The organism is Streptomyces sp. CB02414 (genome assembly GCF_001905385.1).
Taxonomy (GTDB): Bacteria; Actinomycetota; Actinomycetes; order Streptomycetales; family Streptomycetaceae; genus Streptomyces.
Genome location: NZ_LIPF01000003.1, coordinates 60,683 through 87,092 on the forward strand (window position 1 = coordinate 60,683; position 26,410 = coordinate 87,092).

27 protein-coding genes, 2 tRNA genes, 1 other RNA gene and 3 pseudogenes are annotated in these 26,410 nt (G+C 73.1%); 20 read left to right on the plus strand and 13 right to left on the minus strand.

The window, feature by feature from the left end:
• Nucleotides 1-2 precede the first annotated feature (2 nt).
• Nucleotides 3-2,306 carry a DNA polymerase III subunit gamma and tau gene (locus AMK11_RS11245; protein ID WP_073725872.1) on the minus strand — a complete coding sequence of 768 codons (2,304 nt, stop codon included), beginning with the start codon at nucleotides 2,304-2,306 and terminating at the stop codon, nucleotides 3-5.
• A 49-nt stretch (nucleotides 2,307-2,355) separates the two neighbouring features.
• Nucleotides 2,356-2,450, minus strand: an RNA gene (ffs, locus tag AMK11_RS11250) — signal recognition particle sRNA small type.
• Between the two features lie 74 nt (nucleotides 2,451-2,524).
• Between ffs and AMK11_RS11255 the strand changes: the two genes are divergently transcribed.
• Nucleotides 2,525-2,612, plus strand: a tRNA-Ser gene (locus tag AMK11_RS11255).
• A gap of 67 nt (nucleotides 2,613-2,679) precedes the next feature.
• Here the strand turns inward: AMK11_RS11255 and AMK11_RS11260 are convergent.
• On the minus strand, nucleotides 2,680-3,393 hold the full coding sequence (locus AMK11_RS11260) for a hypothetical protein (protein WP_241846947.1): 714 nt from the start codon (nucleotides 3,391-3,393) through the stop codon (nucleotides 2,680-2,682).
• Between the two features lie 297 nt (nucleotides 3,394-3,690).
• On the opposite strand from AMK11_RS11260, the pseudogene AMK11_RS11265 reads away from it, so the two are divergent.
• Nucleotides 3,691-4,455, plus strand: a pseudogene (locus tag AMK11_RS11265) (oxidoreductase).
• A gap of 68 nt (nucleotides 4,456-4,523) precedes the next feature.
• Here AMK11_RS11265 and AMK11_RS11270 read toward each other — a convergent pair.
• The 7 genes and pseudogenes from AMK11_RS11270 to AMK11_RS11295 all read right to left on the minus strand — a co-directional run bounded on the left by AMK11_RS11270 (nucleotide 4,524) and on the right by AMK11_RS11295 (nucleotide 11,472).
• Nucleotides 4,524-5,145 (minus strand): annotated as a pseudogene (locus AMK11_RS11270) (LysR family transcriptional regulator substrate-binding protein).
• A gap of 127 nt (nucleotides 5,146-5,272) precedes the next feature.
• Nucleotides 5,273-5,395: pseudogene (locus tag AMK11_RS39205) on the minus strand (LysR family transcriptional regulator); the annotation flags it as partial.
• A 105-nt stretch (nucleotides 5,396-5,500) separates the two neighbouring features.
• Nucleotides 5,501-7,267: a copper resistance CopC/CopD family protein gene (locus AMK11_RS11275; protein ID WP_383580704.1), complete on the minus strand. Its 1,767-nt coding sequence runs from the start codon at nucleotides 7,265-7,267 to the stop codon at nucleotides 5,501-5,503.
• 183 nt (nucleotides 7,268-7,450) lie between these two features.
• The gene (locus tag AMK11_RS11280) at nucleotides 7,451-8,224 is read right to left on the minus strand and encodes an SDR family NAD(P)-dependent oxidoreductase (RefSeq protein ID WP_073725876.1); all 774 of its coding nucleotides are present in this window, start codon (nucleotides 8,222-8,224) and stop codon (nucleotides 7,451-7,453) included.
• Complete coding sequence (locus tag AMK11_RS11285; protein WP_073725878.1) at nucleotides 8,221-8,712, minus strand: cupin domain-containing protein; 492 nt, start codon at nucleotides 8,710-8,712, stop codon at nucleotides 8,221-8,223. Before AMK11_RS11285 ends, AMK11_RS11280 begins: the two co-directional genes overlap by 4 nt.
• Complete coding sequence (locus AMK11_RS11290; RefSeq protein ID WP_073725880.1) at nucleotides 8,709-9,347, minus strand: GNAT family N-acetyltransferase; 639 nt, start codon at nucleotides 9,345-9,347, stop codon at nucleotides 8,709-8,711. The genes AMK11_RS11285 and AMK11_RS11290 overlap by 4 nt, the downstream gene beginning before the upstream one ends.
• On the minus strand, nucleotides 9,340-11,472 hold the full coding sequence (locus AMK11_RS11295; RefSeq protein ID WP_073725882.1) for a penicillin acylase family protein: 2,133 nt from the start codon (nucleotides 11,470-11,472) through the stop codon (nucleotides 9,340-9,342). The genes AMK11_RS11290 and AMK11_RS11295 overlap by 8 nt, the downstream gene beginning before the upstream one ends.
• An 82-nt stretch (nucleotides 11,473-11,554) precedes the next feature.
• On the opposite strand from AMK11_RS11295, the gene AMK11_RS11300 reads away from it, so the two are divergent.
• The 7 genes from AMK11_RS11300 to AMK11_RS11330 all read left to right on the plus strand — a co-directional run bounded on the left by AMK11_RS11300 (nucleotide 11,555) and on the right by AMK11_RS11330 (nucleotide 15,912).
• The gene (locus AMK11_RS11300) at nucleotides 11,555-12,283 is read left to right on the plus strand and encodes a siderophore-interacting protein (protein ID WP_073725884.1); all 729 of its coding nucleotides are present in this window, start codon (nucleotides 11,555-11,557) and stop codon (nucleotides 12,281-12,283) included.
• Between the two features lie 25 nt (nucleotides 12,284-12,308).
• Nucleotides 12,309-12,905 (plus strand): HhH-GPD-type base excision DNA repair protein, encoded by a 597-nt coding sequence (locus AMK11_RS11305; protein ID WP_073725886.1) that lies wholly within the window; start codon nucleotides 12,309-12,311, stop codon nucleotides 12,903-12,905.
• A gap of 476 nt (nucleotides 12,906-13,381) precedes the next feature.
• A complete protein-coding gene (locus AMK11_RS11315) occupies nucleotides 13,382-14,059 on the plus strand; it encodes an HdeD family acid-resistance protein (protein ID WP_073725890.1) in 678 nt (225 codons plus the stop codon).
• Nucleotides 14,060-14,141: 82 nt separating this feature from the next.
• The gene (locus tag AMK11_RS37785; RefSeq protein WP_073725892.1) at nucleotides 14,142-14,471 is read left to right on the plus strand and encodes a hypothetical protein; all 330 of its coding nucleotides are present in this window, start codon (nucleotides 14,142-14,144) and stop codon (nucleotides 14,469-14,471) included.
• Nucleotides 14,472-14,552: 81 nt separating this feature from the next.
• A complete protein-coding gene (locus AMK11_RS38130; protein WP_198941339.1) occupies nucleotides 14,553-14,690 on the plus strand; it encodes a hypothetical protein in 138 nt (45 codons plus the stop codon).
• A gap of 149 nt (nucleotides 14,691-14,839) precedes the next feature.
• Nucleotides 14,840-15,136 (plus strand): type II toxin-antitoxin system VapB family antitoxin, encoded by a 297-nt coding sequence (locus AMK11_RS11325; protein ID WP_003999914.1) that lies wholly within the window; start codon nucleotides 14,840-14,842, stop codon nucleotides 15,134-15,136.
• Between the two features lie 155 nt (nucleotides 15,137-15,291).
• A complete protein-coding gene (locus AMK11_RS11330) occupies nucleotides 15,292-15,912 on the plus strand; it encodes a LytR C-terminal domain-containing protein (RefSeq protein WP_073725894.1) in 621 nt (206 codons plus the stop codon).
• A 13-nt stretch (nucleotides 15,913-15,925) separates the two neighbouring features.
• Here AMK11_RS11330 and upp read toward each other — a convergent pair whose 3' ends face one another.
• Nucleotides 15,926-16,561 carry a uracil phosphoribosyltransferase gene (gene upp / locus AMK11_RS11335; RefSeq protein WP_073726785.1) on the minus strand — a complete coding sequence of 212 codons (636 nt, stop codon included), beginning with the start codon at nucleotides 16,559-16,561 and terminating at the stop codon, nucleotides 15,926-15,928.
• 106 nt (nucleotides 16,562-16,667) lie between these two features.
• On the opposite strand from upp, the gene AMK11_RS11340 reads away from it, so the two are divergent.
• The 8 genes from AMK11_RS11340 to AMK11_RS11370 all read left to right on the plus strand — a co-directional run bounded on the left by AMK11_RS11340 (nucleotide 16,668) and on the right by AMK11_RS11370 (nucleotide 21,182).
• Nucleotides 16,668-16,898: a hypothetical protein gene (locus AMK11_RS11340; RefSeq protein ID WP_073725896.1), complete on the plus strand. Its 231-nt coding sequence runs from the start codon at nucleotides 16,668-16,670 to the stop codon at nucleotides 16,896-16,898.
• 277 nt (nucleotides 16,899-17,175) lie between these two features.
• On the plus strand, nucleotides 17,176-17,721 hold the full coding sequence (locus tag AMK11_RS11345) for a tRNA adenosine deaminase-associated protein (protein ID WP_073725898.1): 546 nt from the start codon (nucleotides 17,176-17,178) through the stop codon (nucleotides 17,719-17,721).
• Nucleotides 17,722-17,798: 77 nt separating this feature from the next.
• Nucleotides 17,799-18,230, plus strand: a complete 432-nt coding sequence (gene tadA, locus AMK11_RS11350) for a tRNA adenosine(34) deaminase TadA (RefSeq protein WP_079187423.1) — start codon at nucleotides 17,799-17,801, stop codon at nucleotides 18,228-18,230.
• Between the two features lie 55 nt (nucleotides 18,231-18,285).
• Nucleotides 18,286-18,370: transfer RNA gene (locus AMK11_RS11355), tRNA-Ser, on the plus strand.
• An 87-nt stretch (nucleotides 18,371-18,457) separates the two neighbouring features.
• A complete protein-coding gene (locus AMK11_RS36790; RefSeq protein WP_079187385.1) occupies nucleotides 18,458-18,634 on the plus strand; it encodes a hypothetical protein in 177 nt (58 codons plus the stop codon).
• Entirely contained in the window at nucleotides 18,634-18,927 is a 294-nt protein-coding gene (locus tag AMK11_RS11360) for a Dabb family protein (RefSeq protein ID WP_073725902.1), read from the plus strand. The genes AMK11_RS36790 and AMK11_RS11360 overlap by 1 nt, the downstream gene beginning before the upstream one ends.
• 131 nt (nucleotides 18,928-19,058) lie before the next feature.
• On the plus strand, nucleotides 19,059-19,952 hold the full coding sequence (locus tag AMK11_RS11365; protein ID WP_031017799.1) for an RNA polymerase sigma factor SigF: 894 nt from the start codon (nucleotides 19,059-19,061) through the stop codon (nucleotides 19,950-19,952).
• A 291-nt stretch (nucleotides 19,953-20,243) separates the two neighbouring features.
• On the plus strand, nucleotides 20,244-21,182 hold the full coding sequence (locus AMK11_RS11370) for an RNA polymerase sigma factor SigF (protein WP_073725904.1): 939 nt from the start codon (nucleotides 20,244-20,246) through the stop codon (nucleotides 21,180-21,182).
• A gap of 108 nt (nucleotides 21,183-21,290) precedes the next feature.
• On the opposite strand, the gene AMK11_RS11375 is transcribed toward AMK11_RS11370, so the two are convergent.
• The gene (locus AMK11_RS11375) at nucleotides 21,291-21,500 is read right to left on the minus strand and encodes a hypothetical protein (protein WP_073725906.1); all 210 of its coding nucleotides are present in this window, start codon (nucleotides 21,498-21,500) and stop codon (nucleotides 21,291-21,293) included.
• A gap of 206 nt (nucleotides 21,501-21,706) precedes the next feature.
• Between AMK11_RS11375 and AMK11_RS11380 the strand changes: the two genes are divergently transcribed.
• The 3 genes from AMK11_RS11380 (at nucleotide 21,707) to AMK11_RS11390 (ending at nucleotide 25,724) form a co-directional block, all read left to right on the plus strand.
• Entirely contained in the window at nucleotides 21,707-22,210 is a 504-nt protein-coding gene (locus AMK11_RS11380) for a MarR family winged helix-turn-helix transcriptional regulator (RefSeq protein WP_073725907.1), read from the plus strand.
• 13 nt (nucleotides 22,211-22,223) lie between these two features.
• On the plus strand, nucleotides 22,224-24,770 hold the full coding sequence (locus tag AMK11_RS11385) for an MFS transporter (RefSeq protein ID WP_079187387.1): 2,547 nt from the start codon (nucleotides 22,224-22,226) through the stop codon (nucleotides 24,768-24,770).
• A 132-nt stretch (nucleotides 24,771-24,902) separates the two neighbouring features.
• The gene (locus AMK11_RS11390) at nucleotides 24,903-25,724 is read left to right on the plus strand and encodes a YceI family protein (RefSeq protein WP_073725911.1); all 822 of its coding nucleotides are present in this window, start codon (nucleotides 24,903-24,905) and stop codon (nucleotides 25,722-25,724) included.
• Here the strand turns inward: AMK11_RS11390 and AMK11_RS11395 are convergent.
• A complete protein-coding gene (locus tag AMK11_RS11395) occupies nucleotides 25,707-26,408 on the minus strand; it encodes a GAF and ANTAR domain-containing protein (RefSeq protein ID WP_073725913.1) in 702 nt (233 codons plus the stop codon). The genes AMK11_RS11390 and AMK11_RS11395 overlap by 18 nt on opposite strands.
• Nucleotides 26,409-26,410: the final 2 nt, after the last annotated feature.

Here is a 26,410-nt window from a genome sequence, read left to right on the forward strand (position 1 = left end):
CCCTACTCGTTCGCGATCTCCTCGACCACGGTCGCCCCCAGCTCCCGTACCAGCAGTTCCTTGCCGGAGAGGGCCGACTCGTCCAGGTCGGGGTCGTCGTCCTCGGGGATGTCGTCCTCGGGGGAGATCGGACGCGGCTCGGGCGCCGGGGGTCTGGGCGCGGGAGCGGGTGCGGCGGGCGCGGCGGACGAGGGGGCCGGTGCGGACGACGCGGGGCCCGGAGGCCGGGCGGCGGGCGAGGGCTCCGACGGGCGCGGCGCGGGCGCACCGCCACCGAAGCCGCCACCACCGCCGCCGCCCGTGTTCCCGAAGCCGCCGGCGCCACCGCCGGGACCGCCGTATCCACCGGCGGGTCCGGGCGGGGCCGCCGGTGCCGAGCCGCCCGACGGATCGACGACCGCCTCGATCTTCCACTGCACGTTGAACTGCTCGGTCAGGGCCTGCCGCAGCACGTCCTCGCTGCCGCTGCTCAGGAAGTTGTCGCGGGCCCCCGCGTTGACGAAGCCGACCTGGAGGGTGGTGCCGTCGAAGCCGGTCACCTGGGCGTTCTGGCTGAGCAGGATCCAGGTGAACCGGCGACGGTTCTTCACCGCCTCCAGGATGTTGGGCCAGATCTGGCGGGGGTCCACTCCGGAGCCCGGCGGCGGGCCGGCGGGTGCGGAGGCGGCCGGCGTGGGTGCCGGAGCAGCGGCCGGAGGCGCGGCGGGGCCGGGTGCGGCAGGAGTACGGGGCTGTCCGCTGCCCGCGGGTGCCGCGGTGGGCCACCCTCCGGGCCGCCGTCCGCCACCCGCGGGCGTCGCGGTCGGCCACGCACCGGGCGCGGGCGACGAGGCGGGCGGAGCCGCGTCGGGCGCGGGACCTGGTGCCGGAGGGGAGGCAGGGGCGGGAGCGGGAGCGGCCTGGGGCGAGCCACCGCCGTCCCCGAGAGAGTGACCGCCACCGCCGCCACCGCCACCGGCAGTCGGCTCCGGGGCCGGCCCGCCCCCGGCCCCACGCACCGCCGCCCGCGCGGCGGCGGGCCCACCGCCCGGCGGAACCGGAGCGACGGGGGCGGAAGGAGCGGAAGCGGAGGCGGCCGCAGCGCCTCCGTGCGCCTCGGGCCCGGGCACGTACCCCATGGCGGGCGCGCCCGCACCCGCCGAGAACTGCACGCCACGCTCGATGCGGTCCAGCCGCGCCATCACCGAACGCTCGTCGCCGTACGCGGCGGGCAGCAGCACGCGCGCGCAGATCAGCTCCAGCTGGAGGCGCGGCGAGTGGGCGCCCCGCATCTCGGTGAGCCCCTCGTTGACGATGTCGGCGGCGCGGCTCAGCTCGGCGGCGCCGAAGGAACCCGCCTGGGCCTGCATCCGCTCCAGGACGTCGGCGGGGGCGTCGATGAGCCCCTTCTCCGCGGCGTCGGGCACGGCGGCGAGGATCACCAGGTCACGCAGGCGCTCCAGCAGGTCGGTGACGAAACGCCGCGGGTCGTTCCCGCTCTCGATCACCCGGTCGACGACCTCGAAGGCGGCCGAGCCGTCCCCTGTGACGAACGCCTCGACGACGGAGTCGAGCAGCGAGCCGTCCGTGTAGCCGAGGAGGGCGGTCGTCATGTCGTACGTCACACCGTCGGCACCGGCGCCCGCGAGCAGCTGGTCCATGACGGACATGGAGTCCCGGACGGATCCCGCGCCGGCCCGCACCACCAGGGGCAGCACACCGTCCTCGACCGGGATCTCCTCCCTGCCGCAGACCTCGCCGAGGTAGTCGCGCAGGGTGCCGGGCGGCACGAGACGGAAGGGGTAGTGGTGGGTCCGCGACCGGATGGTGCCGATGACCTTCTCGGGCTCGGTGGTGGCGAAGATGAACTTGAGGTGCTCCGGGGGCTCCTCGACGACCTTCAGCAGGGCGTTGAAGCCCTGCGGCGAGACCATGTGGGCCTCGTCGATGATGTAGATCTTGTACCGGCTGGAGGCGGGCCCGAAGAACGCCTTCTCTCGCAGGTCACGGGCATCGTCCACGCCTCCGTGGGAGGCGGCGTCGATCTCGATGACGTCGATCGAACCCGGCCCGTTCCTGGCCAGGTCCCGGCAGGACTGGCACTCGCCGCACGGGGTCGGCGTGGGTCCTTGCTCGCAGTTCAGGCAGCGCGCCAGGATGCGGGCGCTGGTCGTCTTGCCGCAGCCGCGCGGCCCGCTGAACAGGTACGCGTGATTGACCCGGTTGTTCCGCAGCGCCTGCTGCAACGGGTCGGTGACATGCCCCTGACCGATGACCTCGGCGAAGGACTCCGGGCGGTAACGGCGGTAGAGCGCGAGAGACGACACGCATACGAGGTTATAGGCGCCCACTGACAACCGGACCGCCCCGGGGAACGCAGGCGCCCCCCACGCACCCGCCAGAGCCAACCTACCCTTGCTGCCTTCCGGCCCTGGGGGAGTTCAGTCAGATAGCGCCGCGTGAGGGGCTGAGCCACACGTTACCCGATCCGGGGCCCCGAGAACGAGTTCGCGAGCACTCTCCGACGTCATGTAATGTTCTCTGCGGAGGATTCGCCTAGAGGCCTAGGGCGCACGCTTGGAAAGCGTGTTGGGGGCAACCCCTCACGAGTTCGAATCTCGTATCCTCCGCCAGTGCCTCACCGGGCACGATGTCGAAGGGCCCCCTGGAAACAGGGGGCCCTTCGACGTGCGCGGTACATCAGCGCCGCCGCGCAGACCACCACGGGATGCCCGTCCACACCGCGGGCAGGCCCACTCCGAAGCAGGCGGCGATGATGGTGAAGAACAGCCGCCTGCCATAGGGCTCCCATGTGAAGGGCTCGTGGTGCCGGGGCCTGACCAGGCGCACCGCGCCGAACACGAGGGTCTGTGCCGCGACGAGCCCGGCGAGCACGCCGACGGCGGCGTTCATCTGGAGTTCGTCGCGGGGCGCCGCCGAGGTGTTCTGCCGCACACCGTCCTTGCCGAGCGCCACGATGTCGCGGCGCCAGGCGGTGGCCGTGACCCGGTCGCCGGGTTCGAGCCGCTCCAGGAGGGGGCCAGGGTCGCCGAATGACACGGTCGCCCGCCAGGAGTCGCGGTCCGTCAGGACCGCCTCGTAGGTGGAGCTCTTCCCGGCGGTCTCGTTCACCGTCTTCTCCACTGTGAACCGCCAGGTGCTCAGGCAGTCCGTCTCCCTCTGCTCCATGGCGCGGGAGGAACACGGCTCGGCCGCGCGATAGTCCTGGTAGCGCGCGCCGTCGGAAGGCAACCACCGGCTGAAGACCAGCCAGCAGCCGGCCACCGACGCCAAGGACAGCAGGATGAGCAGCACACCCGTGAGCCGGGTCCGGACCGGCGACCGCCTGTCGGTCCGGCCCTCGCCCGGCCGTCCGCCCCCGCTCCGCGCCGTGGCTCTCGCCTGCGCCGCCATGTCGCCCTCCTCCACCCCCGCTTCGCTCTCGCCAGCTTCCAGCAGCCATGAGCGGGGCCACAACGGGGTCGTACGGCAGCGTGGGAGGGCCTCGGTTTTCCGTGCCCCGGCAGGCACGGCCGCGACGTCGGCCCGGCGGCACAGCCGCACCCCGCCGCTCCCGGAGGCATAGGAACCCCCTATAGCCCCCCCTCATATCCCGTCTTTGCCTCTGTTTGTTTTCCGGTCGTAGCGTGAAGCAGCTCGACACAGGTGATCACCGTTGTTTCCATGCACGCGACCGAGAGAAACAAAGACATGTCCCCGAATGGGAACGGACCGGATTCACGGGAACTCGCCGGAAAGCGGGCCCTCGTCACGAGGGGGCACCCGCGGTATCGGAGCGGCCGTTGTACGGCGGCTCATGGAGGCGGGAGCCGACGTGCTCACCACCGCCAGGTCGGCGACGAGCACGGTGCCGGAAGGGGCCGCCTTCGCCGCGGCCGACGTGCGGACCCGGACGGGAGCGGAGGCGGTCGCGGACGCCGCGCGGGAGGTGCTCGGCGAGGTGGACGTCCTTGTGCACAACGCGGGTGGGGCGCAGCCGTACAAGGGCGCCCTGGACATCCCCGACGAGGAGTGGCAAGAGGCGCTGGACCTGAACTTCCTGGCGGCGGTACGGCTGGACGCGCTGCTGGCGCCGGGGGGCGGGAGCGGGGCACCGGGGTGATCGTGCACGTCTCCTCGGCCGCGGTCGCCGCCGCGCTGCCGCCGTTCCTGCACTACGAGGCGGCGAAGGCGGCACTGGAGAACTACAGCCGGGGCATGGCCGCGGAACTGCCCCGTCCGAAATCCGGGTCAACACCGTGAGCCCCGGCAGGGTCGCCACGCCCGGCGGCGAGGCGACGCGGGAGCAGTGGGCGCGCCTGTCCGAAGAGCCGGGCCCGGATACCACCACCCCGCTGGGGCGCGACGGCCGGCCCGACGACATCGCCCACGCGTGCTGCTCCTCGCGTCCGACTGGGCGGCTGGCTCACCGGCAGCGACATCTTCGTGGACGGCGGGGAATTCCCCAGGGGGTAACAACGTATTTCCGTGGCGGACATCGCGACGGGAGTGGTCGAGTGGCGCCCGTCTCCTTCTCCCGGCCGTCAGGAAATCGTCGGGACGGAAAGGGAAGCGGGCCAGGATTCCTTGCGGAGAAATTCGACCAGGGCCTTCTCCGCCGGGCCCGCGCCCTGCCGGAGCACGGCGATGACGGGCTGAGACACGGCCGGGAAGGCCGGGCGGGCGAGGTGCCGGTGGTTATGGGGCACCACCGAGGCGGGCACCAGCGCCACCCCCAGCCCGTGGGCGGCCCAGCGGACGGCCGTCGCCGTCTGGGAGACGCGGGCGGCCGTGACCGGGGCGGGATCGCTGTCCCGCAGCACGTTCAGCAGTACGCCGTCCAGGACTGTCGCGGTCGAACCGCACCCACGGCTCCCCCTTCAACGCGCCCAGCTCGACCCGGTCCGCGGCAAGCCCCGGGTGCCCGGTGCCCAGCACCGCGACGAACTCCTCGTCGCCGAGGTGGTGGGCGTCGGAGGGGCTCCGCTCGCACGCCGCCATCAGGGCGAGGTCCAGCACGCCTCGGCGGCACAGCCGCTCCAGCCCGGCGGAGCTCGGCTCCTCGAAGACCGTGACCTCCAGCCGCGGGTAACGCGCCCGGCAGCTGCCGGGTGCCCAGCCCCAGCTGGGCGGAGACCACCAGCTCGCCCACCAGCTCCTCGGCACCGGCCCGCGCCGCCGCCCGCGCCCGCCTGGCCGCGCTCACCGCGGCCTCCGCGTCGCGCGGGAAGGCGCGGCCGACCGCAGTGGGCACCAGCCCCGTCGGCGTACGGGCGAACAGTTCCACGCCCAGTTCCCGCTCCAGGCCCCGGATCTCCTGGGACACCGACGGCTGGGTGACGCGCAGCGATTCCGCCGCCGTCACCGGGCCCTGCTCGGCCACGGCCAGGGGGTACTCGAACTGACGGAGACTCATCGGCTTCCGTTCCCTTCCCGGGTTGATGCGGTCCACGCGGTCGTCGTCCTCGTCCCGTCCTCGTCCTCGTGAAGGGAAGAAGTCCTTTCCGACCGTCGTTCATCCCTACCTCTCGACGCGGATCCGCCTCGACTCGCTCACCTGGTCGATCTCCGACACCCGGACCGTCGTCCTCATCGTCCAGGTGCCGGGGAGCGGGAGGGTGAGGGAGTTGGCGCTCCAGTAGCCGCCCCGGTCGACGAGTTCCGCGTCGATCGGGCCCACGTCCCGGTCGGGCAGCGTGAAGGAGAGGCGCAGTTCGGGTACGGCGGCCAGGCTGCCGTCGGGGCCGAAGACGACGGCCTGGACCGCGTTGTCGCCGGTGCGGCCGGGGTCCAGAGTGATCTGGACGGTGCCGCTGCCGGAGTCGCCGATCTCGAAGGGGATCGTGGTGACGGACGCGGGCAGCACTCCGCCCGCCGGTGCGGACCGCGCCGCCTCGGCCGCCGCACGGCCCGGGACGGTGCTGGTGAGCACGGTCGTCACTCCGAGGACGACGGCCGCGACGCCGGCCTCGGCGAGGACCGACCTCCGCAGTCCCCGGCGGTGGGCGTCCGCGGCGGTCCCGGCCGGTGGCGCCGGCTCGGGCGGCTCCGGGGTGGGCTCCCCGCCCCCGGGCGGCCCGCCCACCCGTTCCGGCACCCTGTCGGGTGCGCGCTCCCGTTCCCGTACGGCTGTCCCGGGGTCCGCCAGTGCCGCCGTCCACCGTCGCGAGACCGCCGCCGCGGCCAGCAGCACGGCGACCGCCGCCAGCTTGGCCAGCAGCAGCCTGCCGTACGCCGTCCCGGTGAGCGCCTGCCAGGAACCGAGTCCGCGCCAGGACTGGTAGGCGCCGGTGACGACCAGGACGGCCACGGAGACGAAGGCGACTCGGGAGAAGCGGGCGACGGTGGCGGCGTCCGTGGTGCCGCGCAGGATGAGGAGGAGGGCGACCAGGCCGCCGAGCCAGACGGCGGTGGCGAGCAGGTGCAGCACGGACGACGTCATCGCGACCGGCACCTGGATGCCGGCGGAGGCGTGCTCGGCCGCGGCCCAGGTCAGGGCGAGACCGACGGCGAGCGCGGCGCCGGCCGCGGCGGAGACGGGGGTGCGTATGCGGCGCCGGGCGGCGCGGGTGAGGAGGAACGCCACCGGTGCCAGCAGCGCCAGCCTCGCCAGCAGCAGCGCGCCCGGCCGGGTCGACGCCGTGCCGCCGAGGGCCGGGACGTCGAGAACCGCCGACGGTCCCGTCCCCGCCTCGTACGGGGCCCTGAGCAGCAGCAGGGCGACGGTGGACGCCAGCAGGCTCCACCAGGACGCCAGCAGCGGACGGCGCAGCGGGGCGGGGTCCGGCGGGCGGCACAGGGCGACGAAGGCGGTTGCGCCGATGAGCAGGGCGGCGGAGAGGTAGGCGAGGTAGCGGGCGATGTGGTGAAGGGCCGCGGTCGCGGGGTCCTCGGTGGGACCGGGGTCCACCGCCGCCGGCGCCGCGGAGGGCTTGCCGACGGAGAAGGTGAAGGCGCCGGAGACGGGGTGGCTGTCGGCCGACACCACCCGCCACGCCACGGTGTACGTGCCCTCGCCGAGCTCGCCCGACAGCGTGACGCGGGCCGTGTCGGAACGGCCCCCGGCACGTCCGGCCTCCCCCGTGCGCACCCGGTGGCCCCCGGGGTCCAGGACGCGGAATGAGTCGTCGCGCAGGCCGACGGACTCGGTGAAGGTCAGGGTGACGTGGCGCGGGGCCGACCGGAGGACGCTGCCGTCCCCGGGGTCGGTGGAGCGGAGGGCGGCGTGGGCGGACGCCGGTCCGGCACCGCCGACGCCGAGGACGAGCAGGGTGAACACGGTGCCCATGAGCACCGGCCAGCGCCGCCCCCACGGTCCCCGCACTCGCCGGTCCACGGCACGCGCACCGCCACCACGCCTCACGTCGCATCTCCGTCGTCGGGACCCACTGCCTCGGGGATACGTACGGATGCGGGGGCCGCGCCGCTCAGCGGACGTCCGGCCGGTTCGGTGCGGGGTACGGCCGGTTCCTCACCATGACGGGCGTGCCGTCACCCCGCCGTCCACCACGAGGTCGTGACCGGTGATCCAGGACGCCAGCCGCGACGCCAGGAACACACACGCGTCGCCCACGTCCTCCGGCCGGCCCAGCCGTCCCGCGGGTGCCGCCCGCCGCCACCGCCGTACGCCGTCCGGCCAGGCCTCGGCGAGACCGTCCCGGTCGATGAGGCCGGGCGAGACGGAGTTGACCCGCACTCCCCACGGCCCGTACTCCAGGGCCGCCGAACGGGCGTGCATCACGACCGCCGCCTTGGAGGCGCTGTAGTGCGCGTGGGCGGGGGCCGGGGCGCCCGCCTCGATGGACGCGATGTGGGTGACGGTGCCGCCGCCGTCCTGGTCCCGCATGATCGCGGCGGCGGACTGTGTGCACGCGAAGACGCCGGTGAGGTTGGTGTCCACGACCTCCCGCCACTCGGCGGCCGTCATACCGGGCAGCTCCCGCAGCGGCTGCACGCCGGCGTTGTTGACCAGCGCGGTCAGCCGTCCGCCGCCCCAGTCGGCGGCGTCCTCGACCAGGGTGCGGCAGGCGTCCTCGTCGGTGAGGTCGGCACGCAGCACGGTCGCCCGGCCGCCGTGGTCCCGGATCCGTGCGGCCACGTCCTGGGCCGGCGCCACCGCCGTACGGCAGTGCACCGCGACCGCCGCGCCCTCCTCGGCGAACCGCAGCGCGATGCCCCGGCCGATGCCGCCGCCCGCGCCGGTGACCAGGGCGACCTGTCCGTCGAGGAGAGTGGGGAGACTCATGGACGGCACAGTTCCATGATCCGCGCCGCCTGGTCCGGGTAGCGCGCCGTCAGTTCGGCCGCGTCGCCGTGCTCGTAGTCCCCGTAGGTGAAGCCGGGCGCCATCGTGCAGCCGAAGAGCGACCACGCGCCGCCCGCCCTGACCCGGCCGCCCATCCAGGTCCCGGCGGGAACGGTGAACTGCACGTGCTGCCCGCCCAGTACGTCCGGCCCCAGCACGGCGGTGCGCGTGCCGCCGTCCGGGCCGAGGAGCAGCAGCTCCAGGGGATCTCCGAGGTAGAAGTGCCAGACCTCGTCCGAGGGCAGGCGGTGCAGTGCCGAGAAGTCGTCCGGGCGGGCGGTCAGCAGCGCCACGATGGCGGTCCCGGCGGGGCGTCCGCCGGGGCCCCCGGGACCGGCCCAGGTGCGGCGGAACAGGCCGCCCTCGCGGGGGATGGGTGCCAGCCCGTAGTGCGCGATCAGGTCTTCGGCGGTCGGCGTGCGCGTCACGCGGGGAAGGCTACCTCCCGGCGGAGAAAGGCGAGTTGCGCCTTCTTCTCCGGCAGGTACACGTCCGGCAGGTCGACCTCGGGCAGCACGACGGCCGGTCCGGCGGTGAAGCCCTGCTTGAGGAAGCGGGCGATCGCCTTCTCGTTGCCGACGTCCGGGTCGACCACGATCCGCTTCCGGTCCAGGCCGATGAGGACGTACGCCATGAGGGCCGACGCCAGCGCGGCCGTCCAGCCGGGACGGGCGCCCTCGGGCCCCGCGGGCGCGAGCAGCAGGTGGACGCCGATGTCGCCCGGTTCGGGCTCGTAGCACTCGCTCACCCGGTCGGCCTCGGGGTCGTAGGTCTGGAGCAGCGCGACCGGCGCGTCGTCCTTCACGACCAGGAAGGCGTGGTGGGTGTCGAGCGTGTCCATGTGGGCGTAGACGCCGGCGACCTGATCGCGCGTGAGTCCGGTCATGCCCCAGAAGGCCGCGCGTTCCTCGCTCACCCAGCGGTGGATCGTGTCGGCGTCCGCGGCGGGGTCGAGGGGGAGGACGCGGACGGTGCCGAAGCCGCGGAGCTCCTGCTCGTGGACGGGGTTGCGGGAGGCGTACGGCGGCGTGGGAGCGGCCTGGTGGGCGTCGGGGTCAGTCATCGGTTTCCTTCGTGAGCCGGTCGAAGTCGGTGATCACCGGGGCGAGTGCGCCGTCGAGCCACAGGGGCTGCTGATCACGGTGGTGGGGTGAGCCGGGGACGCCCGAGGCGCCGAGGGGCACCACCCAGCGGCTGTGCTGCCGGTCGGCCAGGTCCCAGACGTAGCGGGCGGCGGGGCCGCGCGCGGCGCGGTCGGTGAGTCCGGGGACGGCGGAGGTGCAGAGCACGCAGTCGTGGTCGCCGGCCAGGCCGGGTTCCGGGCGGCCCGAGGTGTCCGGCAGGGCCCGCCAGGGGGCGAGGCGGTGGGTGTCGCCCCAGGTGCCGGCGGGGGGCCGGGCGGCCACCTCCTCCAGCGCGGCGCGGACGGTCTCGGCGCGGTCGATGCCGTAGAGGTCGTCCGCGCGCAGGAGGTGTTCGAGGGCGTAGGCGACGCGCGGGACGAGGGCGAGCCAGGGCTGGAGCACCTCGGGATAGGCGGGCGGGACGGCGGCCGGGGCCAGCGCCGGGTGCGCGGCGAGCCGCCGTACGACGGCCGCGCGGACGGCCGCGTACGCCGCCGCGTCGGCGCTGTCCGCGTCCATGTGCCGGTCCCAGGCGAGGAGACGGTCGCGCAAGGCGGTGGCCTCGGGGGACAGGGCGATGGCCTCGGGGGACAGGGCAGTGACCTCGGGGGGCGGGGCGGGGGCCTCGCCGGGCGGGACGCCGAGTGCGGCGATGTGGTCCAGGAGGGGGGCGGCCGAGGCGAGGTGGGTGTCCGTGTGGATCGCGGGCATGTCCGCCGCCGACCAGCGTTCCCTGCCCGCGAGCAGGGCGGCGATGCGGTCGGCGCGGTGCGGCGGGGCGAACTCGACGCCGAGCGGGGTGGCCGGGCCACGCTGGTTGGCCATCACGGCGACGCCGTCGGTGAGGCCGGCGCGCGGCGGGGTGTGCCAGCCGGTCCACTCGTGACCGGGTTCCCAGGCGGGCACCGGGCGCAGGCCGTTCGCGGCGGGGCGCACGGGTACGCGACCCGCCACCCGGTGCAGCAGCCCGCCCTCGGTGTCCGCCGCCTGCACGACGTTGACCGGCTCCGCCCACGCCTCCAGCGCGCGGTCCACGTCGCCGACCCGGCGGGCCCGCAGCAGCGGCAGCAGGGCGCCGAAGCCGAGGTCGGCGGTGACGCGGGGCGGGTAGCGCAGGCTGAGGGCGGCCGGGGTGCCGTCGTCCAGGCCCTCGGGTCCGCCGGCGATCACCGGGCCGCGGTCGGTCTCGATGACCTCGACCTCCACGGTGTCCTCGCCCGCGACGTGGATGGTCTCGGTGTGCCGGGCGGCACGGTGCCAGGTGCCGTCGGGGCCGAGCGCCTCGACGCCGGCGCCGGTGCGGCGCAGCCGTTCCCGGTAGAGGTCCTGGTAGTCGGCCATGGCGTTGGTGATGGCCCAGGCGACCGTGCCGGTGTGGCCGAAGTGGGCGATGCCGGGGACGCCGGGCACGGCGAGGCCGACGACGTCGAACTCCGGGCAGGACAAGTGGATCTGCTGGTAGACGCCGGGGTCCTCGATGAAGCGGTGCGGGTCGCCGGCGACGATCGCGTGTCCGGTGACGGTGCGGTCGCCGGAGACCAGCCAGCCGTTGCTGCCGGCGGTGCCGGGGCCGTCGGCGGCGAAGAGAGCGGCGGCGTCCGGGCCGAGGTGGGCGGTGATGTGCTCGCGCCAGAGCTTGGCGGGGAAGCCGGCGAACAGGATGTGCGTGGCGAGCCAGACGGCGAGCGGGGTCCAGGGTTCCCAGTGGCCCGGGGTGAGGTCCACCCGGGCGAACTCGGGGGCGTCGCAGGCGGCGAGCCCCTCGTTCACGCCGCCGGCGTACGCCCGTACCCAGGTGGCCGTCTCCGGGTCGTTCTCCTCCAGGGCGGTGAAGCAGCGGCGGGCGGTGTCCGCGAGGCGGGCGCGGCGGGCCAGGCGGTCCCAGGACAGGGCCTCCGGGCCGAGGAAGGACGCGGAGGTGCCCTGGGCGCGGTGCCGCTCGACCTCCAGTTGCCAGGCGCGGTCCCGGGCGGTGACCCGGCCCTGGGCGCGGGCGAGTTCGTGCGCGTCCTGCGCGCGGAGATGGGGGATTCCCCAGGCATCGCGGTATGTCTCGGCGCTCACCCCTGTGCCCCTACTTTCCTTTAGGTTAGGCTCACCTAAGTCTTTGGTCGTGGCCGAATAGTACGTGAAGGGTGAAGAAACGATGGGGCAGGGGCGGGGTTGGGAGGGCGCGGTCCTCAAGCTGATGCGGGGCAAGGACTTCGAGTTCACCGTGACGGACGTTGAGGACGTGACGCCGGACTTCCGGCGGCTGCGCCTGACCGACGGCGGCATGCTGGCGGCGACCGGGGTGCACCCGACGATGTGGGTGCGGCTGTGGTTCGAGAACGCGGGCAAGCCGCACCAGCGGGCGTACACGCTGGTCGACCCCGACCCGGAGGCCGGCACGTTCGGCATGGAGTTCGCCCTGCACGAGGGGTGCGCGAGTGACTGGGCGCGGGCGGCGAAGGCGGGGGACACGATCGAGGCGACGGTGCAGGGCACGGGGTTCGAGGTGCCGCAGCCGGCCCCCTCCCGTGTCTTCGCGGTCGCGGACCCGGCGTCGCTGCCCGCGCTGAACTCGCTGCTCGACGCGGTGTGGGCGGTGCCCGCGACCATCTGGTTCGAGGGCGGCGGGGCGGAGGACGGCCTGCCCTTCCGTACCGATCCGGAGCTGCACGAGGTCCGCACGGTGCCGCGCCGGGACGCGGGCGCGCATCTGGTGGCGCGAGTGAAGGAGGAGCTGCCGGAGCTGCTGCGGGCCGCTCCCGAGCCGTACGTCTGGATCGCCTGCGACACGGCGACGACGCGGGCCCTGGGGGCGTACGTCCGCAAGGAGCTGGGGGTGGCCAAGCAGCGGGTGAACGCGCTGGGGTACTGGCGCGCGACCTGAGCCGTTGCTTGCGATCATCGTGGGCATGGACGTCACACTGCACCTCGCCCAGGACCCCGAGGCCGACGAGCTGCTCGGCCGCAGTCCGCTCGCCGCGCTGGTGGGCATGCTGCTCGACCAGCAAGTTCCCATGGAGTGGGCGTTCAAGGGGCCGTCGACCATCGCCCGGCGGATGGGCGCGGAGGATCTGGACGCGCACGACATCGCGGCGTACGACCCGGAGGCGTTCGCCGCGCTGCTCTCCGAGAAGCCTGCGGTGCACCGGTATCCCGGGTCGATGGCGGGCCGGGTGCAGCAGCTGTGCCGGTACCTCGTCGAGACGTACGACGGTGATGCCGAGGCGGTGTGGCGGGGCGTCGGCAGTGGGAAGGAGCTGCTGAAGCGGCTCCAGGACCTGCCGGGCTTCGGCAAGCAGAAGGCCCAGATCTTCCTGGCCCTGCTGGGCAAGCAGCTCGGCGTACGGCCGGAGGGGTGGCGGGAGGCGGCCGGGGCTTACGGCGAGGCGGACTCCTTCCGGTCGGTGGCCGACATCACCGGGCCGGAGTCACTGACGAAGGTACGGGCGTACAAGCAGGAGGCCAAGGCTGCGGCGAAGGCGAAGGCGAAGGCCTCCGGCGGTTGAGCGGGGCGCCTGCGGCGCCGCTGCGGGCCCGGTGGGGGTGCGGGTAGCGCGTGGGTTGTCTGTGGGTCGGGGCCGCGCCGGGGGGTGTCCGTCCTCGGAACGGCGCGGAATCGGTCGGACAGAGAAGTGGACGGCGCGGACGCGCCAACCGCTGCGGGCGGACACCCCCCGACACGTCCCCTTCCCGCCGTACGCGGCTGACCGACCACGCGGCGCCTCCGGTGGGCGCCGCGCCGGCGTGCGCGGCTGCGGGCACGTCCCGCCCAGCTGCGGGCAGTCGTGCCTCCCCCAGTGCCTGAACGGCCTGGGAGGTACCCCCAGGGCGGCACGGGTGGGCGCAGCGGCACCCCGTAGCGCCGGGCCGTGCCCCCCGACGCCCACACCCACACCGGGCTCCCCGGACCCCGCCCAGGCACCGTCAGCCTGACAGCCCACCCCAAGTGGCGCAGCCCACCGCGCCGTTCCCAGCATGGAGCATGACCGAGTCACCGAGCGGCGCTCCCGGTAGTCAGCCGTACGACGACCGCGGGGTGCACACCCGGGCCGCCGGCCGGGGCGAGCGCGAGCGCGCGCACGAAGCCGAGCCGGCCCTCGAAGGACCACTGCACCTGCTGTCCCGCACCGCATGGCAGACCGTGCTGCTCACCGGGGTCGCCTCCCTGGTCCTGGGCGTGCTCGTCCTGGTCTGGCCGGGCGCGTCACTGCTCGCCGCCGGAGTGCTCTTCGGCCTCTACCTCGTCGTCAGCGGCGTCCTCCAGCTGGCCGCCGCCTTCGGCACGCACCGGACGACCTCGCTGCGGGTCCTCGCCTTCATCAGCGGTGCCGTGTCGATCCTGCTCGGCCTGTTCTGCTTCCGCGGGCACCTGCAGTCGGTGCTGCTGCTCGCGCTGTGGATCGGCATCGGCTGGCTGTTCCGCGGCGTCACACAGATCGTGGCCGCCGTGCACGACCCCGCGATGCCGGCGCGCGGCTGGCACGTCTTCCTCGGCGTCGTCACCGTCGTCGCCGGGATCGTGCTGATCGACTCGCCGGTCGAGTCGGCCACCGTGCTCATGCTGGTCGGCGGCTGGTGGCTGGTCGTCGTCGGGGTGGTGGAGATCGTCACGGCCGTGGGCCTGCGCGGGCGCGCCCGTCAGGTCCCGCGCACGCTGTGAACGGGGCGCGCCGCTACGCCGAGCGGGCGGTTCTCGTACCGTCGCGATGGGCGCGGTGCGCCCGGCGGGGACACGAACCGACGTGAGCCCCGCACCGTACGCCACCCTCCGCGCCGGGCGTCGTGGTGCGTGGCTGCGTGTCCTCGTTCTGTTGCTCGCCCTCGCCCTGCCCTGCGCCCACGTCACGGGCCAGGCGGCGCCGCCCGTGCCGGTGGCGGGCGCGAGCGGCGGGGGCGTCGGCGAGTACGACCATCTCGACACCGCCACGCGCGCACCGGCCCGATGCGTCCGGCGCGGGGCGCCCGCGTGCGCGGCTCCGGTGCCGACGGCCGCTCCTCGGTGGCGGTCCTTCGCGCCCCCGGTGCCGGCCGGGCTGCCGCCCACCCCTCGTTCCGTGGTCCTGCGCTGCTGACAGGGCCGGTGCCGGGCGTCCGTCCGGTCCGTCCGTCCCACGACAGGAACAGGAACAGGAAGAGGAACGAGGGAAACAGCCATGCCCAACGACCCCTACGCAGTCCTGCGCGCCCTCCTGCGCGCCGAAGGTGCCCGCCGCACTCCGCACCCCGGCCCCGGCAAGCCGCAGGTCCCGAGCGAACCCCGGCCGTCCGCGCGTGAGGGGAGGCGGGACTGACCGAGGCGGCCGAGCGGGGCGGAGGCGGTCCGGCCGTCTCCGTCCCGGGTGCGCCCGGACCTGTTTGCCCCCGTTTACGGCGTCATTTCCAGCGCCGCACTCCGCCGCCATGGCTGCGCCCGCGACGACTTGGCCGGTAGGCTTTCCGTGTGATCTTCAAGCGCATCGGAAACGGCCGGCCGTACCCCGACCACGGCCGGGAGAGCACCCGGCAGTGGGCGGACGTCGCGCCGCGCCCGGTCCGCCTCGATCAGCTCGTGACGACCAAGGGTCAGCTCGACCTGGAGACCCTCCTCGCCGAGGACTCCACCTTCTACGGCGACCTCTTCGCGCACGTCGTGAAGTGGCAGGGCGACCTGTATCTGGAGGACGGGCTGCACCGCGCGGTGCGCGCGGCACTGCAGCAGCGCCAGGTGCTGCACGCGCGGGTCCTCGAGCTCGACTGAGTCCCGATGCGCCCGGCCGACCGGCCCCGTGACGTTCGGGTTTGATCCGTTCGGGTTGCATCGCACCGGGTCCCGGAACGTCGACTGATCATCTAATAGGCATCGCCGCCGGAGCGCACTACGCTGCGTTCATGAGCATGCTCACTCCCCCTGGCATGGGCGGCCAGTACAAGATCACGGGGGACCGGTACCCGCGGATGCGACCGGCCCGGCGACGCGGCAGGCTCGCGGTCGCCGCCGTCGCCTGCGTCACCGTTCTCGGCGTGCTCGGCTGGGGCACGCTCCAGCTGATCGACGTCTTCACCGGCGGGGACAAGGCGAACGCGGCCGGTGCCGCCGCCGACTGCCCGACCACGGGCACGAAGGCGAGCGCCGCGCCCGCGGCGGTGAAGCTGCCGAAGCCCGCTCAGGTGACCGTCAACGTGCTCAACGCCACGACCCGCACCGGCCTCGCCCAGAAGACCGCCGACGAGCTGAAGAAGCGCGGTTTCCGGGTCGGTGAGGTGAGCAACGCGCCCAAGGAGTACGACAAGAAGATCAAGGGTGCGGGGGTCCTGCTCGGGCCCTCCGCCTCCCTGAAGAGTTCGCTGGCCGTGCTCGGCACTCAGCTGCCCGGCGCCGAACGCCGTACCGACGCGGCGCGCAAGGGCGCCGAGGTCGACCTGATGATCGGCGACGCCTTCAAGGGGCTGGCGAAGCCCGCGGACGCCGACGCGGCGCTGACCGCACTGGCCGCGCCGCAGCCGACGCCCGCCGCGGAGAAGAAGGGCTGCTGAGCAGCCGTACGGCTTATTCGGCCGCGCCGTACATGCGGTCGCCCGCGTCGCCGAGGCCCGGGACGATGTAACCCAGTTCGTTGAGACGCTCGTCGACCGAGGCCGTCACGACCGTCACCGGGGTGCCGGCCAGCTCGCGCTCCATCAGCTCGACGCCCTCGGGCGCGGCGAGCAGCACCACGGCCGTCACGTCATCCGCGCCGCGCTTGATCAGCTCCTGGATCGACGCGACCAGGGTGCCGCCCGTGGCCAGCATCGGGTCCAGGACGTACACCTGGCGTCCGGAGAGGTCGTCCGGCATGCGGGTGGCGTAGGTGGAGGCCTGGAGCGTCTCCTCGTTGCGCACCATGCCCAGGAAGCCGACCTCGGCGGTCGGCAGCAGCCGGACCATGCCGTCCAGCATGCCGAGCCCGGCCCGCAGGATCGGCACCACCAGGGGGCGTGGGTGGGAGAGCTTGACGCCGGTGGTCGGGCAGACCGGTGTCTGGATGTCGACCTGTTCGGTGCGCACGTCGCGCGTGGCCTCGTAGGCGAGCAGGGTGACCAGCTCGTCGGCGAGGCGGCGGAAGGTCGCGGAGTCGGTGCGCTGGTCGCGCAGCGTGGTGAGCTTGTGGGCGACCAGGGGGTGGTCGACGACGTGGAGACGCATGTCCACCACAGTAACCGGGCCCCCGGGGGGACGCTTCACTCGCTCGCTGGAGTCAAACCCCCCGGTCGGGGGAAGGTGGGAGGGACTGACGCTGGGTGGTGAGACTGTGCCTGACCGGGACTTCTACGACACTCCGTCCCCCGGCGAACGGCCGCGGGCCGGGAGCGGGGCTGAGCGGAGCACGGAACCGGACCGGGAGGCGGCCCGACGACGGCGGCGGGCCCAGTTCCTGCGGGACCTGGCGGAGGCCCGGGAGCTGCGGGACCGTGTGCAGCCGCGCCGCGCCAAGGCCGCCCGGCTGCGCCACGCGATGCGCATGCGCACCTTCCGCTGGTAGTTCCGCCGCCCGGCGGGGGAAGATCGCGCGCCGCGCCGGTGTTGGGGCGACGGGAGTACGCGGGTGGCGGGAGAAATCCGCGTACGATCCGCACGTGGTGGTGACGAGTCTGGTTTCCGGGCGAAACTGCCGGAGACAGGGCGCCGAAGACGTCCCCTGACGGCCTTGTTTCTGCCACGATTCCGAGTGGGTGGGGCTCGGAGCACCGCTCCCCCGCCCGCAGCCTCCGCCGGGGGGACCCCCAACCGGCACGCCTATGACCAGTGGGAGAGTCACGGTGTACTTCGCCGCACTGCTCGCGCGCACCGAAGAGGGATGGGTAGCGAGCGACACTGAGCTCGACGATGTGGAGACCCTGTCGGATCTGGCCGACCTGGCCCGGGAGGCCTCTCCCGACGAGGACACGGTGCTCGTGCTGATCGAGCAGGAGGACGCGTGGTTCGGAGTCGTCCGGGTGGACGGCGAGGAGGACCCCCGTATCTACGTGTCGGACGCCGCCGCCGCGGCCCGCAGCAGCTACGGCGAGATCCTGCTCACCGACGAACTGCTGGGCCGAGAGCCCGGTGACGACGGCGACGACCTCGACGCCCTCGACCTCGACGGCACGGAGGACGGTGAGTCCGAGGACGACGAGGACGGTACCGACGGCGGTGACGCGGCCGCCGGTGCCGGGGAGGCCGTGCCGCACGGGCCGGTCGGTGACGCCGAGGTCCTGGACGACCTGGGTGTGAGCGAGAAGGAGCTGCGCTCGATGGCCGGGGACGCGGTCGGCGAGATCGCCGAGGCGCTGGGCGCCTCCGAGGTGCTGGAGACCGTGCGCTGACCGGACAGGACGTGGGAGAACAACCGGCGGAACGTTCCGCGCCGCCCGATCCGGTGCGCGACCCGTGGCGGGCGGCGATGCGGCTGGCCCTGGCCGAGGCCGGGCGGGCCGCGCTCGGCGGTGACGTGCCCGTCGGCGCCGTCGTGCTGGCACCGGACGGGCGCACGGTGCTGGCCGCCGGGCACAACGAGCGTGAGGCCGGCGGCGATCCCACGGCCCACGCCGAGGTGCTCGCCGTCCGCCGGGCGGCGGAGGCCCTCGGTGAGTGGCGGCTGGCCGGGTGCACCCTCGTCGTCACCCTGGAGCCGTGCACGATGTGCGCGGGCGCGCTGGTGCAGTCCCGGGTGGACCGGGTCGTCTACGGCGCCCGCGACGACAAGGCGGGCGCGGCCGGCTCCCTGTGGGACGTCGTGCGCGACCGGCGGCTCAACCACCGTCCCGAGGTGATCGAGGGCGTCCTCGCGGACGACTGCGCGCAGCTGCTGACCGAGTTCTTCCGCGACCGCTGACCGGCCCCGAATACCGATTTCGAACCATGCGGCACTGTGCTGTAAGGTCTGTCTCGGTAGCGTGTCCGAGCGGCCGAAGGAGCTCGCCTCGAAAGCGAGTGTGGCGCAAGTCACCGAGGGTTCAAATCCCTCCGCTACCGCTTTTGAAGGGCCCCGTCGAAAGACGGGGCCCTTCGTGCGATCATGTGCGATCGAAAGGCGTGCAACAAGGGACAGGGGAGGCCGCGGTGGCGGTGAACGCGAAGAAGATCGCCGTCTACGCACTCGTGGTTTTCGTGCTGTATGTGATCATCACCGATCCGGAGACTGCCGCCGACTACGTCCTAATAGGTTTCCAGGGCATCTCCGACGCGGCGGGCGCTGTGGGCGACTTCATGACCTGGGCCGCCAAGGGAGGAAATTGATGATCCGCCACCTGGTGCTGTTCAAGCTCAACGACGGCGTGGAGCGCGACGACCCGCGCGTCGTGGAGGGCGTCGAGGCGTTCCGCGCGCTCGGCGACCGGATCGAGGAGCTGCGCTTCTGGGAGTGCGCCTGGAACATCAGCGACCGTCCCATCGCCTACGACTTCGCCATCAACTCCGCGGTCGAGGACGCCGACGCCCTCAAGCGGTACCTCGAACACCCCGCACACCAGGCGGGCGTCGCGCTGTGGCGCGAGTTCGCCACCTGGGTGATCGCCGACTACGAGTTCTAGAGCCTCGCCGCGCAGATCGGCCCCGTACCTGATCGGTACGGGGCCGATCTGCGTTCGTTCACTCAACACGACGTTATGAGGTGCTTGCACACAGTGCACATGTCTTGTGATGCTATGACCGCTTTTGACGGATGAGTGACGGAAGAGTTGACGATCACGAGGTGGAGTTGACCGTGCCGGCCAGTACTGCGCCTCAAGCACCGCCCGCGCCGCCCGCCCAGGCCACTGAGGCGCCCGCGCGGGAGACCACGCAGCAGCGCAGCCGGGGCGCCGACACCCGGGCCCTGACCCAGGTGCTCTTCGGTCAGCTGAAGGGGCTCACACCTGGCTCACCGGAGCACGACCGGGTGCGCGCGGCGCTCATCGAGGCGAATCTGCCGCTGGTGCGCTACGCCGCCGCCCGCTTCCGCTCCCGCAACGAGCCGATGGAGGACGTGGTCCAGGTCGGCACGATCGGGCTCATCAACGCCATCGACCGTTTCGACCCCGAACGGGGCGTGCAGTTCCCGACGTTCGCGATGCCGACCGTCGTCGGCGAGATCAAGCGGTACTTCCGCGACAACGTCCGCACGGTGCACGTACCGCGCCGGCTGCACGAGCTGTGGGTGCAGGTCAACAGCGCCACCGAGGACCTGACGACCGCCTTCGGGCGCTCCCCGACCACCGCCGAGATCGCCGAACGGCTGCGCATCACCGAGGAGGAGGTGCTGTCCTGCATCGAGGCGGGGCGGTCGTACCACGCCACCTCGCTGGAGGCCGCGCAGGAGGGCGACGGGCTGCCCGGCCTGCTCGACCGGCTCGGCTACGAGGACCCCGCCCTCGACGGGGTCGAACACCGCGACCTGGTGCGGCACCTGCTGGTCCAGCTCCCGGAGCGGGAGCAGCGGATCCTGCTGCTGCGCTACTACAGCAATCTGACGCAGTCGCAGATCAGCGCGGAGCTCGGCGTCTCGCAGATGCACGTCTCGCGGCTGCTGGCGCGCAGTTTCCAGCGGTTGAGGTCCGCCAACCGCATCGAGGCGTAGTCTCACCACAGCGCGGGAAGCATTCGAAGGCGCGAGCGAACGGTCACCGGGGCGAGCGAATCGCTCACCAGGGCCGTTGCGGGCGGAATCGGGCCGAAAGCCCGTCAGACCCCCTGTTTCCAGGGGGAATTCGCGTCTCGGATGTCGACATGTCACTACAGCGCGTTGCCGACATGTGACATTCTGCCGGAGACGCGTTTGCCGGAGCTCCGGCTCCGGTATTCAGGTGAAGGCTGCGTTCCCGTCCCGGGATCGTGTGCCGCGACCGTCCCGCGACCCAAAGGGGGTGGCATGTCCGCAGAACAGGGCAGCTCGAAGGTGCTCGCGCTCGCGGAGAGCGAGACCGCGCCCGACACGCTCGAGGCGCTCGGCCCCGTCGGCTCCATCGACTCCGTCGACGACGGTCAGGCCGTCGAAGCCGTACCGACCCTCGACGCCGTGCCGGCCCAGGCCCTCGCGGCCCCGGAGGCCATCGACACCCGCACCCTGTCCCGCTCCCTGTTCCTGCGGCTCGCCGCCCTCGACGCGGACAGCCCCGAGCGTGCCTACGTCCGGGACACCCTGATCGAGCTCAACCTCCCGCTGGTGCGCTACGCGGCGGCCCGCTTCCGCTCGCGCAACGAGCCGATGGAGGACATCGTCCAGGTCGGCACCATCGGCCTGATCAAGGCGATCGACCGCTTCGACTGCGAGCGGGGCGTGGAGTTCCCGACCTTCGCGATGCCGACCGTCGTCGGCGAGATCAAGCGGTTCTTCCGGGACACCTCGTGGTCGGTGCGCGTCCCGCGCCGGCTCCAGGAGCTGCGCCTGGCCCTGACCAAGGCGAGCGACGAGCTCTCCCAGAAGCTGGACCGCTCCCCGACCGTGGGCGAGCTGGCCGCCGTGCTCGGCGTCTCCGAGGAGGACGTCGTCGACGGCCTCGCGGTGGGCAACGCCTACACCGCCTCCTCGCTGGACTCCCCGGCCCCGGAGGACGACGGCGGCGAGGGCTCGCTGGCCGACCGCCTCGGCTACGAGGACACGGCGCTGGAGGGCGTGGAGTACCGCGAGTCCCTCAAGCCGCTGCTGGCCAAGCTGCCGCCCCGCGAGCGGCGGATCATCATGCTGCGCTTCTTCGCCAACATGACCCAGTCGCAGATCGGCGAGGAGGTCGGCATCTCGCAGATGCACGTCTCACGGCTGCTGACCCGCACCCTGGCGCAGCTGCGCGAGGGACTCATCTCCGACTGACGCCGGTTCCCCGGCATTACGGCGACCGCCGCGGCCCCTCGGGGGGTTCCGTGGCGGTCGCCGTCACATATGCGTGCCCGCGCCCCGGAGGCCGGTCGCGTGCCGGAGTTACGCCAGCGCCAGCCAGGCCACGGCCGCGACGACCGCCACGGCGACCACGACGCCGACGATCAGGCCGATGCGCGGGCCGGAGGAGGAAGCGGCGGGGGCCGCCTGCCGGGACTGGGGGGCGTCGTCGACGAACGCGCGGAACATCTGGGTGCTGCCGGCGGGGTCGTGGTTGCCCTGCGGGCCCTGGGTGCCCTGGTTGTTAGCCATGGGCCGAGACACTAGCGAATCCTCGGTGGGGCCCCAAGTGCGGGGCCGCCGAACCCTCTTGAGGCACCTCACCACCCGCCACCTGCGCGTTTACTTTCGCAATACTTGCCTTTGCCAACTTTTTATGGCCGCATGACCGTTTTTGTTTGCCTGTAGCAACCAACCGCTTCTATGGTTGCCCTAAGCAACGAATGCGGGAGGTGCGCATGGCCGAGAGGGCGCAGTACGAGGAGCTGATCCGACAGTTCAGCGCCTTCGGCGCCGTCAAACGGGAGATGGGCCGCATCCTGCCGGCCGACTGCCCCGGTGGCTCCGCCGCCGTACTGACCCTCCTCGGCCGCCATGGGGACATGCGCATCAGCAAGCTCGCCGAGCTGCTGGCCGTGGACATGTCGGTGACCAGCCGCCACGTCGCGCACATCGCCGACCGGGGCTGGATCGAACGCTCCCCCGACCCCGCGGACAAGCGCTCGCGCATCCTGCGCCTGACGCCCGCGGGCCAGGCCCTGCTCGACGAGCTGTCGGAGCGGACGACCCAGCTGCTGGCCCACCGCCTGAGCGACTGGAGCGACGACGAGGTCGGCCAGCTCACCCGGCTGATGACCAGGCTCAGGGCGAGCTTCGACGACTGCCGGTCCGCACCGGCCCGGCCCCCCGCACCACCCGAGGTCGAACAGACCACCCGTACACCCGCGACCACCACGAAGTAAGCAAAGGAAGTCCATGGCAACGACCACACCAGCCGGTGTGCGGGCTCATGCCAAGCACGGGGGAGGCTCCGCCGGAGACGCTCCGATGTCGCACCGGCAGATCATGGAGGCGCTGTCCGGGCTCTTGCTCGGCATGTTCTGCGCCATCCTGTCCTCGACCATCGTCACCAACGCCCTGCCCGAGATCGTGGGCGACCTCGGTGGCGGCCAGAGCGCCTACACCTGGGTCGTCACCGCGTCGCTGCTGACGATGACCGCCTCCACCCCGCTGTGGGGCAAGCTCGCCGACCTGGTCAGCAAGAAGGCCCTGGTCCAGATAGCCCTCTGCGTCTTCGTCCTCGGCTCCGTCGTGGCCGGCCTGTCGCAGAACGCGGGCATGCTCATCACCGCGCGTGCCATCCAGGGTCTGGGCGCCGGCGGTCTGTCCGCCCTGGCCCAGATCATCATGGCCGCGATGATCTCCCCGCGCGAGCGCGGCCGGTACTCCGGCTACCTCGGCGCCACCTTCGCCGTAGCCACCGTCGGCGGCCCGCTGCTCGGCGGCGTCATCACCGACACCAGCTGGCTCGGCTGGCGCTGGTGCCTCTACGTCGGCGTGCCGTTCGCGATCATCGCGCTGATCGTGCTGCAGAAGACCCTGAACCTGCCGGTGACCAAGCGGAAGGTCAAGGTCGACTGGGCCGGCGCCTTCTTCATCACCGCCGCGGTCTGCCTGCTGCTCGTCTGGGTCACCTTCGCCGACGACAAGTACTCCTGGATGTCCTGGCAGACGGGCGTCATGGTCGGCGGCTCGATCGCGCTGACGCTGATCTTCCTGCTCGTCGAGTCCAAGGCCAGCGAGCCGATCATCCCGCTGCGCCTGTTCCGGAACCGCACCATCACCCTGGCCTCGCTGGCCTCGCTGTTCGTCGGTATCGCGATGTTCGCGGGCACCGTCTACTTCAGCCAGTACTTCCAGCTGGCTCGCGGTGAGTCCCCGACCATGTCGGGCGTCATGACCATCCCGATGATCGGCGGCCTGTTCGTGTCGTCGACCGTCTCCGGTCAGATCATCACCAAGACCGGCAAGTGGAAGGGCTGGCTGCTGGCCGGCGGCGTGCTCCTCACGGCGGGCCTGGGCCTGCTGAGCGGCATGCGCTACGACACCCCGTACTGGCACATCGCGATCTTCATGGCGCTGATGGGTCTCGGCGTCGGCATGATGATGCAGAACCTGGTGCTCTGCACGCAGAATCAGGTGGCCCCGCAGGACCTGGGCGCCGCCTCCTCCGTGGTGACCTTCTTCCGGTCGCTCGGCGGCGCGGTGGGCGTGTCGGTGCTCGGCTCGATCATGTCGACCCGGATCAGCCACTACGCCCAGGACACCATCGGGCAGCTCAGCCCCGAGGAGCAGGCGGGCGCGGCCAAGGCCACCGGCGGGGGCATCCCCGACATGGACCTGCTGCCGCCGGGCATCCGCGAGTGGCTGGAGAGCGCCTACGGGCACGGCATCGCCGACATCTTCCTGTACGTCGCGCCGGTCGCCGCCCTCGGTTTCCTCGTGACCCTGTTCATCAAGGAGGTCCCGCTGCGTACGTCGGGCGCCCTCGCCCAGGCCGCGGAGGCCTCGGCCGAGACGGCCTCCCCGGCGGCTCCGGCCCCGGCCGAGGCCACCCGGGTCGCCGCCGAGCCGGTCCCGGCCGGTGCGGTCGCCGCCCCGTCCGTCGCCGACTCCGGCACGCAGCCCGCGGCCACGCAGCGGCTCGCCGCCGTCGCCACCGCGGCGGCCGGCTCCGGCGAGACCCCGGCACCCGTCTCCGGCGGCATCGCGGTGCGCGGCTTCGTCCGCGGCGCCGAGGCCGCGCCGGTCCCGCAGGCCGCGGTCACGCTGATCTCGCTGGGCGGACGGCAGCTGGGCCGCTCGGTCGCCCAGGCCGACGGTTCCTACGCCGTGGACGCGCCGGGCGCGGGCTCGTACGTCCTGATCGCCTCCGCCGACGGTTTCCAGCCGCAGGCCTCGACGATCGTCGTCAACGACGAGCCGGTCGCCTACGACATCCTGCTCAGCGGCACCAGCGGGCTCACCGGCCTGGTGCGGGCCGTGGAGAGCGGGCTGCCGGTCAAGGACGCGATGGTGATCGTGACCGACGTGCGAGGTGACCTGCTGGCCACCGCCGCCACCGGCGAGGCGGGCGAGTTCGCCTTCACCGAGCTGGTGCCGGGCACGGTGACCGTCGCGGTCAACGCCGCCGGCTACCGGCCGCGCGCCCTGCCCCTGGAGGTGGGCGGCACCGGTGTCACCCGCGTGGAGGTCGACCTCCAGGCCGGGGCGCAGGTCCAGGGCGTCGTGCGGGCTCCGCACGGTCCGCTGGCCGACGCCCGCGTCACGCTGGTCGACGCGGCGGGCAACGTGGTCGGCACGGCCACGACCGGCGCGGACGGGGCGTACGCCTTCACCGACCTGGACGCCGGTGAGTACACCGTGATCGCGACCGGCTACCCGCCGGTGGCGACGTCCCTGACGGTCGCCGGCCCGGGTGCCGACGGCCACGACATCGAGCTCGCCCACCCCGGCGAGTAGCGAGTCCCCGGCCCGTGGTGGCGTGCGCGCTCTGAGCGGAGGTGCGCCCGCCCACCACGGGCCGGTTTGTTTACGACCAGCTTTACGACCAGCTTTCGACCAATTTCTGAGCCTTTGCAGGGAGAAAACGGGATGGGACTGACCGCGAGGATCCGAACGCGGGACGGATGGGCCGTGTCGCACGCGGTCGTCACGGTGACCGACATGACCGGCACGCAGGTGCTGCGCGCCGAGGCGGACACCGAGGGCACCGTGCGGGACACCACCGCGCTGGCGCCGGGGGCGTACACCGTAATCGTCACCGCCGTCGGCTACGCGCCGGCCGCGTCCAGCGCGATCGTCACCGCGAGCGGCCGGGCCGAGGTCGGCACCGTGACGCTGGCCCGCCAGGGCGGCACCGAGCTGCCGCCGCCGGGGCCGTGGACCATCGACCCGGCGCACTCCAGCGTCGCCGCGGTCGCCCAGCACCTGGGCATTTCCAGCGTGCACGGCCGGTTCACGGAGTTCGCCGGCACGGTCGAGATCGCGCCGGACGACGTGACCAAGTCCAGGGTCGAGGCGGTGATCCGGGCGGCCTCCGTCGACACGGGCAACGGCATGCGCGACACCCACCTGCGTTCCGCCGACTTCCTGGACACCGAGCGGTACCCGGAGATCACCTACCGCTCCACGGGCGTGACGCAGGCCGGCCCCGACCGCTGGACCGTCCACGGCGAGCTGGGCCTGCACGGCGTGGTCCGCCCGGTCGACCTGGACCTGGCCTACCTCGGCACCGGCGCCGACCCGTGGGGCGGCACCCGGGCGGCGTTCCGCGCCACCACGGAGCTGCGGCGCGAGGACTTCGCCATGAACTACAACCAGGTCCTCCAGGCCGGCATCGCCGCCATCGGCACGACGCTCAGGGTCGAGCTGGACATCCAGGCGGTCCAGGGGGAGTCACTGCCGGCCGCGTGAGGCGCCGCCGGACGCCTGGGCCACCAGCTCGCCGCACAGGTCCCGGAGCTTGACGTTCCGGTGCTGCGAGGCACGGCGCAGCCGCGCCAGGGCCCGGTGGGCGTCGATGCGCTCCCGGGCCATGAGCATGCCGACCGCCTGGTCGATGACGCTGCGGGAGAGCAGCGCGGTGCGCACGTCGGCCGCCGAGGCCCGCTGCCGCTCCAGGCGCAGGGCCTCGTTCACCGCGTCGGCGGCCCGCTCCGCGAAGGCGCGGGCCGCTTCGCGTCCCCGGGCCAGCGAGTCGGGCTCCATGCCGTAGAAATTGAGCGCGGCCCCCGTCTCGCCCTCGACGGCCATCGGCAGCGCCAGTACACAGCGCACCCCGGTGGCCAGCGCGTACTCGGTGTACGCGGGCCAGCGGGTCTCCGCGGTCAGGTCGGGTGAGTACCGGGGGCTGTCCGTCTCGGCGGCGTCCACGCACGGACCCGAGCCGTTCTCGTACTGCCTGAGGTCCAAGCCGCTGGGCAGCCCGGAACTCCCCGCCAGGGTCAGCAGCCGGTCGGCGCGGCGCACGGTGACCGAGCAGGCCGCGGCGCCGGGGACCTGGCCGACGGCACGGTCGGTCAGGTCGCGCAGCAGCGTGTCGAGACCCTGGCTGCGGGCCATCGCCTGGTCGAGCGGGTCAGAGGTCTGCGAGGTCATGC

Coding starts and splice junctions, on each gene's coding strand:
- AMK11_RS11260 (WP_241846947.1), bottom strand. CDS start 3,393: ATGGCGGCGCAGGCGAGAGCCACGGCGCGGAGCGGGGGCGGACGGCCG.
- AMK11_RS11275 (WP_383580704.1), bottom strand. CDS start 7,267: ATGGGCACCGTGTTCACCCTGCTCGTCCTCGGCGTCGGCGGTGCCGGA.
- AMK11_RS11280 (WP_073725876.1), bottom strand. CDS start 8,224: ATGAGTCTCCCCACTCTCCTCGACGGACAGGTCGCCCTGGTCACCGGC.
- AMK11_RS11290 (WP_073725880.1), bottom strand. CDS start 9,347: ATGACTGACCCCGACGCCCACCAGGCCGCTCCCACGCCGCCGTACGCC.
- AMK11_RS11300 (WP_073725884.1), top strand. CDS start 11,555: ATGGGGCAGGGGCGGGGTTGGGAGGGCGCGGTCCTCAAGCTGATGCGG.
- AMK11_RS11305 (WP_073725886.1), top strand. CDS start 12,309: ATGGACGTCACACTGCACCTCGCCCAGGACCCCGAGGCCGACGAGCTG.
- AMK11_RS11315 (WP_073725890.1), top strand. CDS start 13,382: ATGACCGAGTCACCGAGCGGCGCTCCCGGTAGTCAGCCGTACGACGAC.
- AMK11_RS38130 (WP_198941339.1), top strand. CDS start 14,553: ATGCCCAACGACCCCTACGCAGTCCTGCGCGCCCTCCTGCGCGCCGAA.
- AMK11_RS11330 (WP_073725894.1), top strand. CDS start 15,292: ATGGGCGGCCAGTACAAGATCACGGGGGACCGGTACCCGCGGATGCGA.
- upp (WP_073726785.1), bottom strand. CDS start 16,561: ATGCGTCTCCACGTCGTCGACCACCCCCTGGTCGCCCACAAGCTCACC.
- tadA (WP_079187423.1), top strand. CDS start 17,799: ATGCGGCTGGCCCTGGCCGAGGCCGGGCGGGCCGCGCTCGGCGGTGAC.
- AMK11_RS11360 (WP_073725902.1), top strand. CDS start 18,634: ATGATCCGCCACCTGGTGCTGTTCAAGCTCAACGACGGCGTGGAGCGC.
- AMK11_RS11365 (WP_031017799.1), top strand. CDS start 19,059: ATGAGTGACGGAAGAGTTGACGATCACGAGGTGGAGTTGACCGTGCCG.
- AMK11_RS11370 (WP_073725904.1), top strand. CDS start 20,244: ATGTCCGCAGAACAGGGCAGCTCGAAGGTGCTCGCGCTCGCGGAGAGC.
- AMK11_RS11375 (WP_073725906.1), bottom strand. CDS start 21,500: ATGGCTAACAACCAGGGCACCCAGGGCCCGCAGGGCAACCACGACCCC.
- AMK11_RS11380 (WP_073725907.1), top strand. CDS start 21,707: ATGGCCGAGAGGGCGCAGTACGAGGAGCTGATCCGACAGTTCAGCGCC.
- AMK11_RS11385 (WP_079187387.1), top strand. CDS start 22,224: ATGGCAACGACCACACCAGCCGGTGTGCGGGCTCATGCCAAGCACGGG.
- AMK11_RS11390 (WP_073725911.1), top strand. CDS start 24,903: ATGGGACTGACCGCGAGGATCCGAACGCGGGACGGATGGGCCGTGTCG.
- AMK11_RS11395 (WP_073725913.1), bottom strand. CDS start 26,408: ATGACCTCGCAGACCTCTGACCCGCTCGACCAGGCGATGGCCCGCAGC.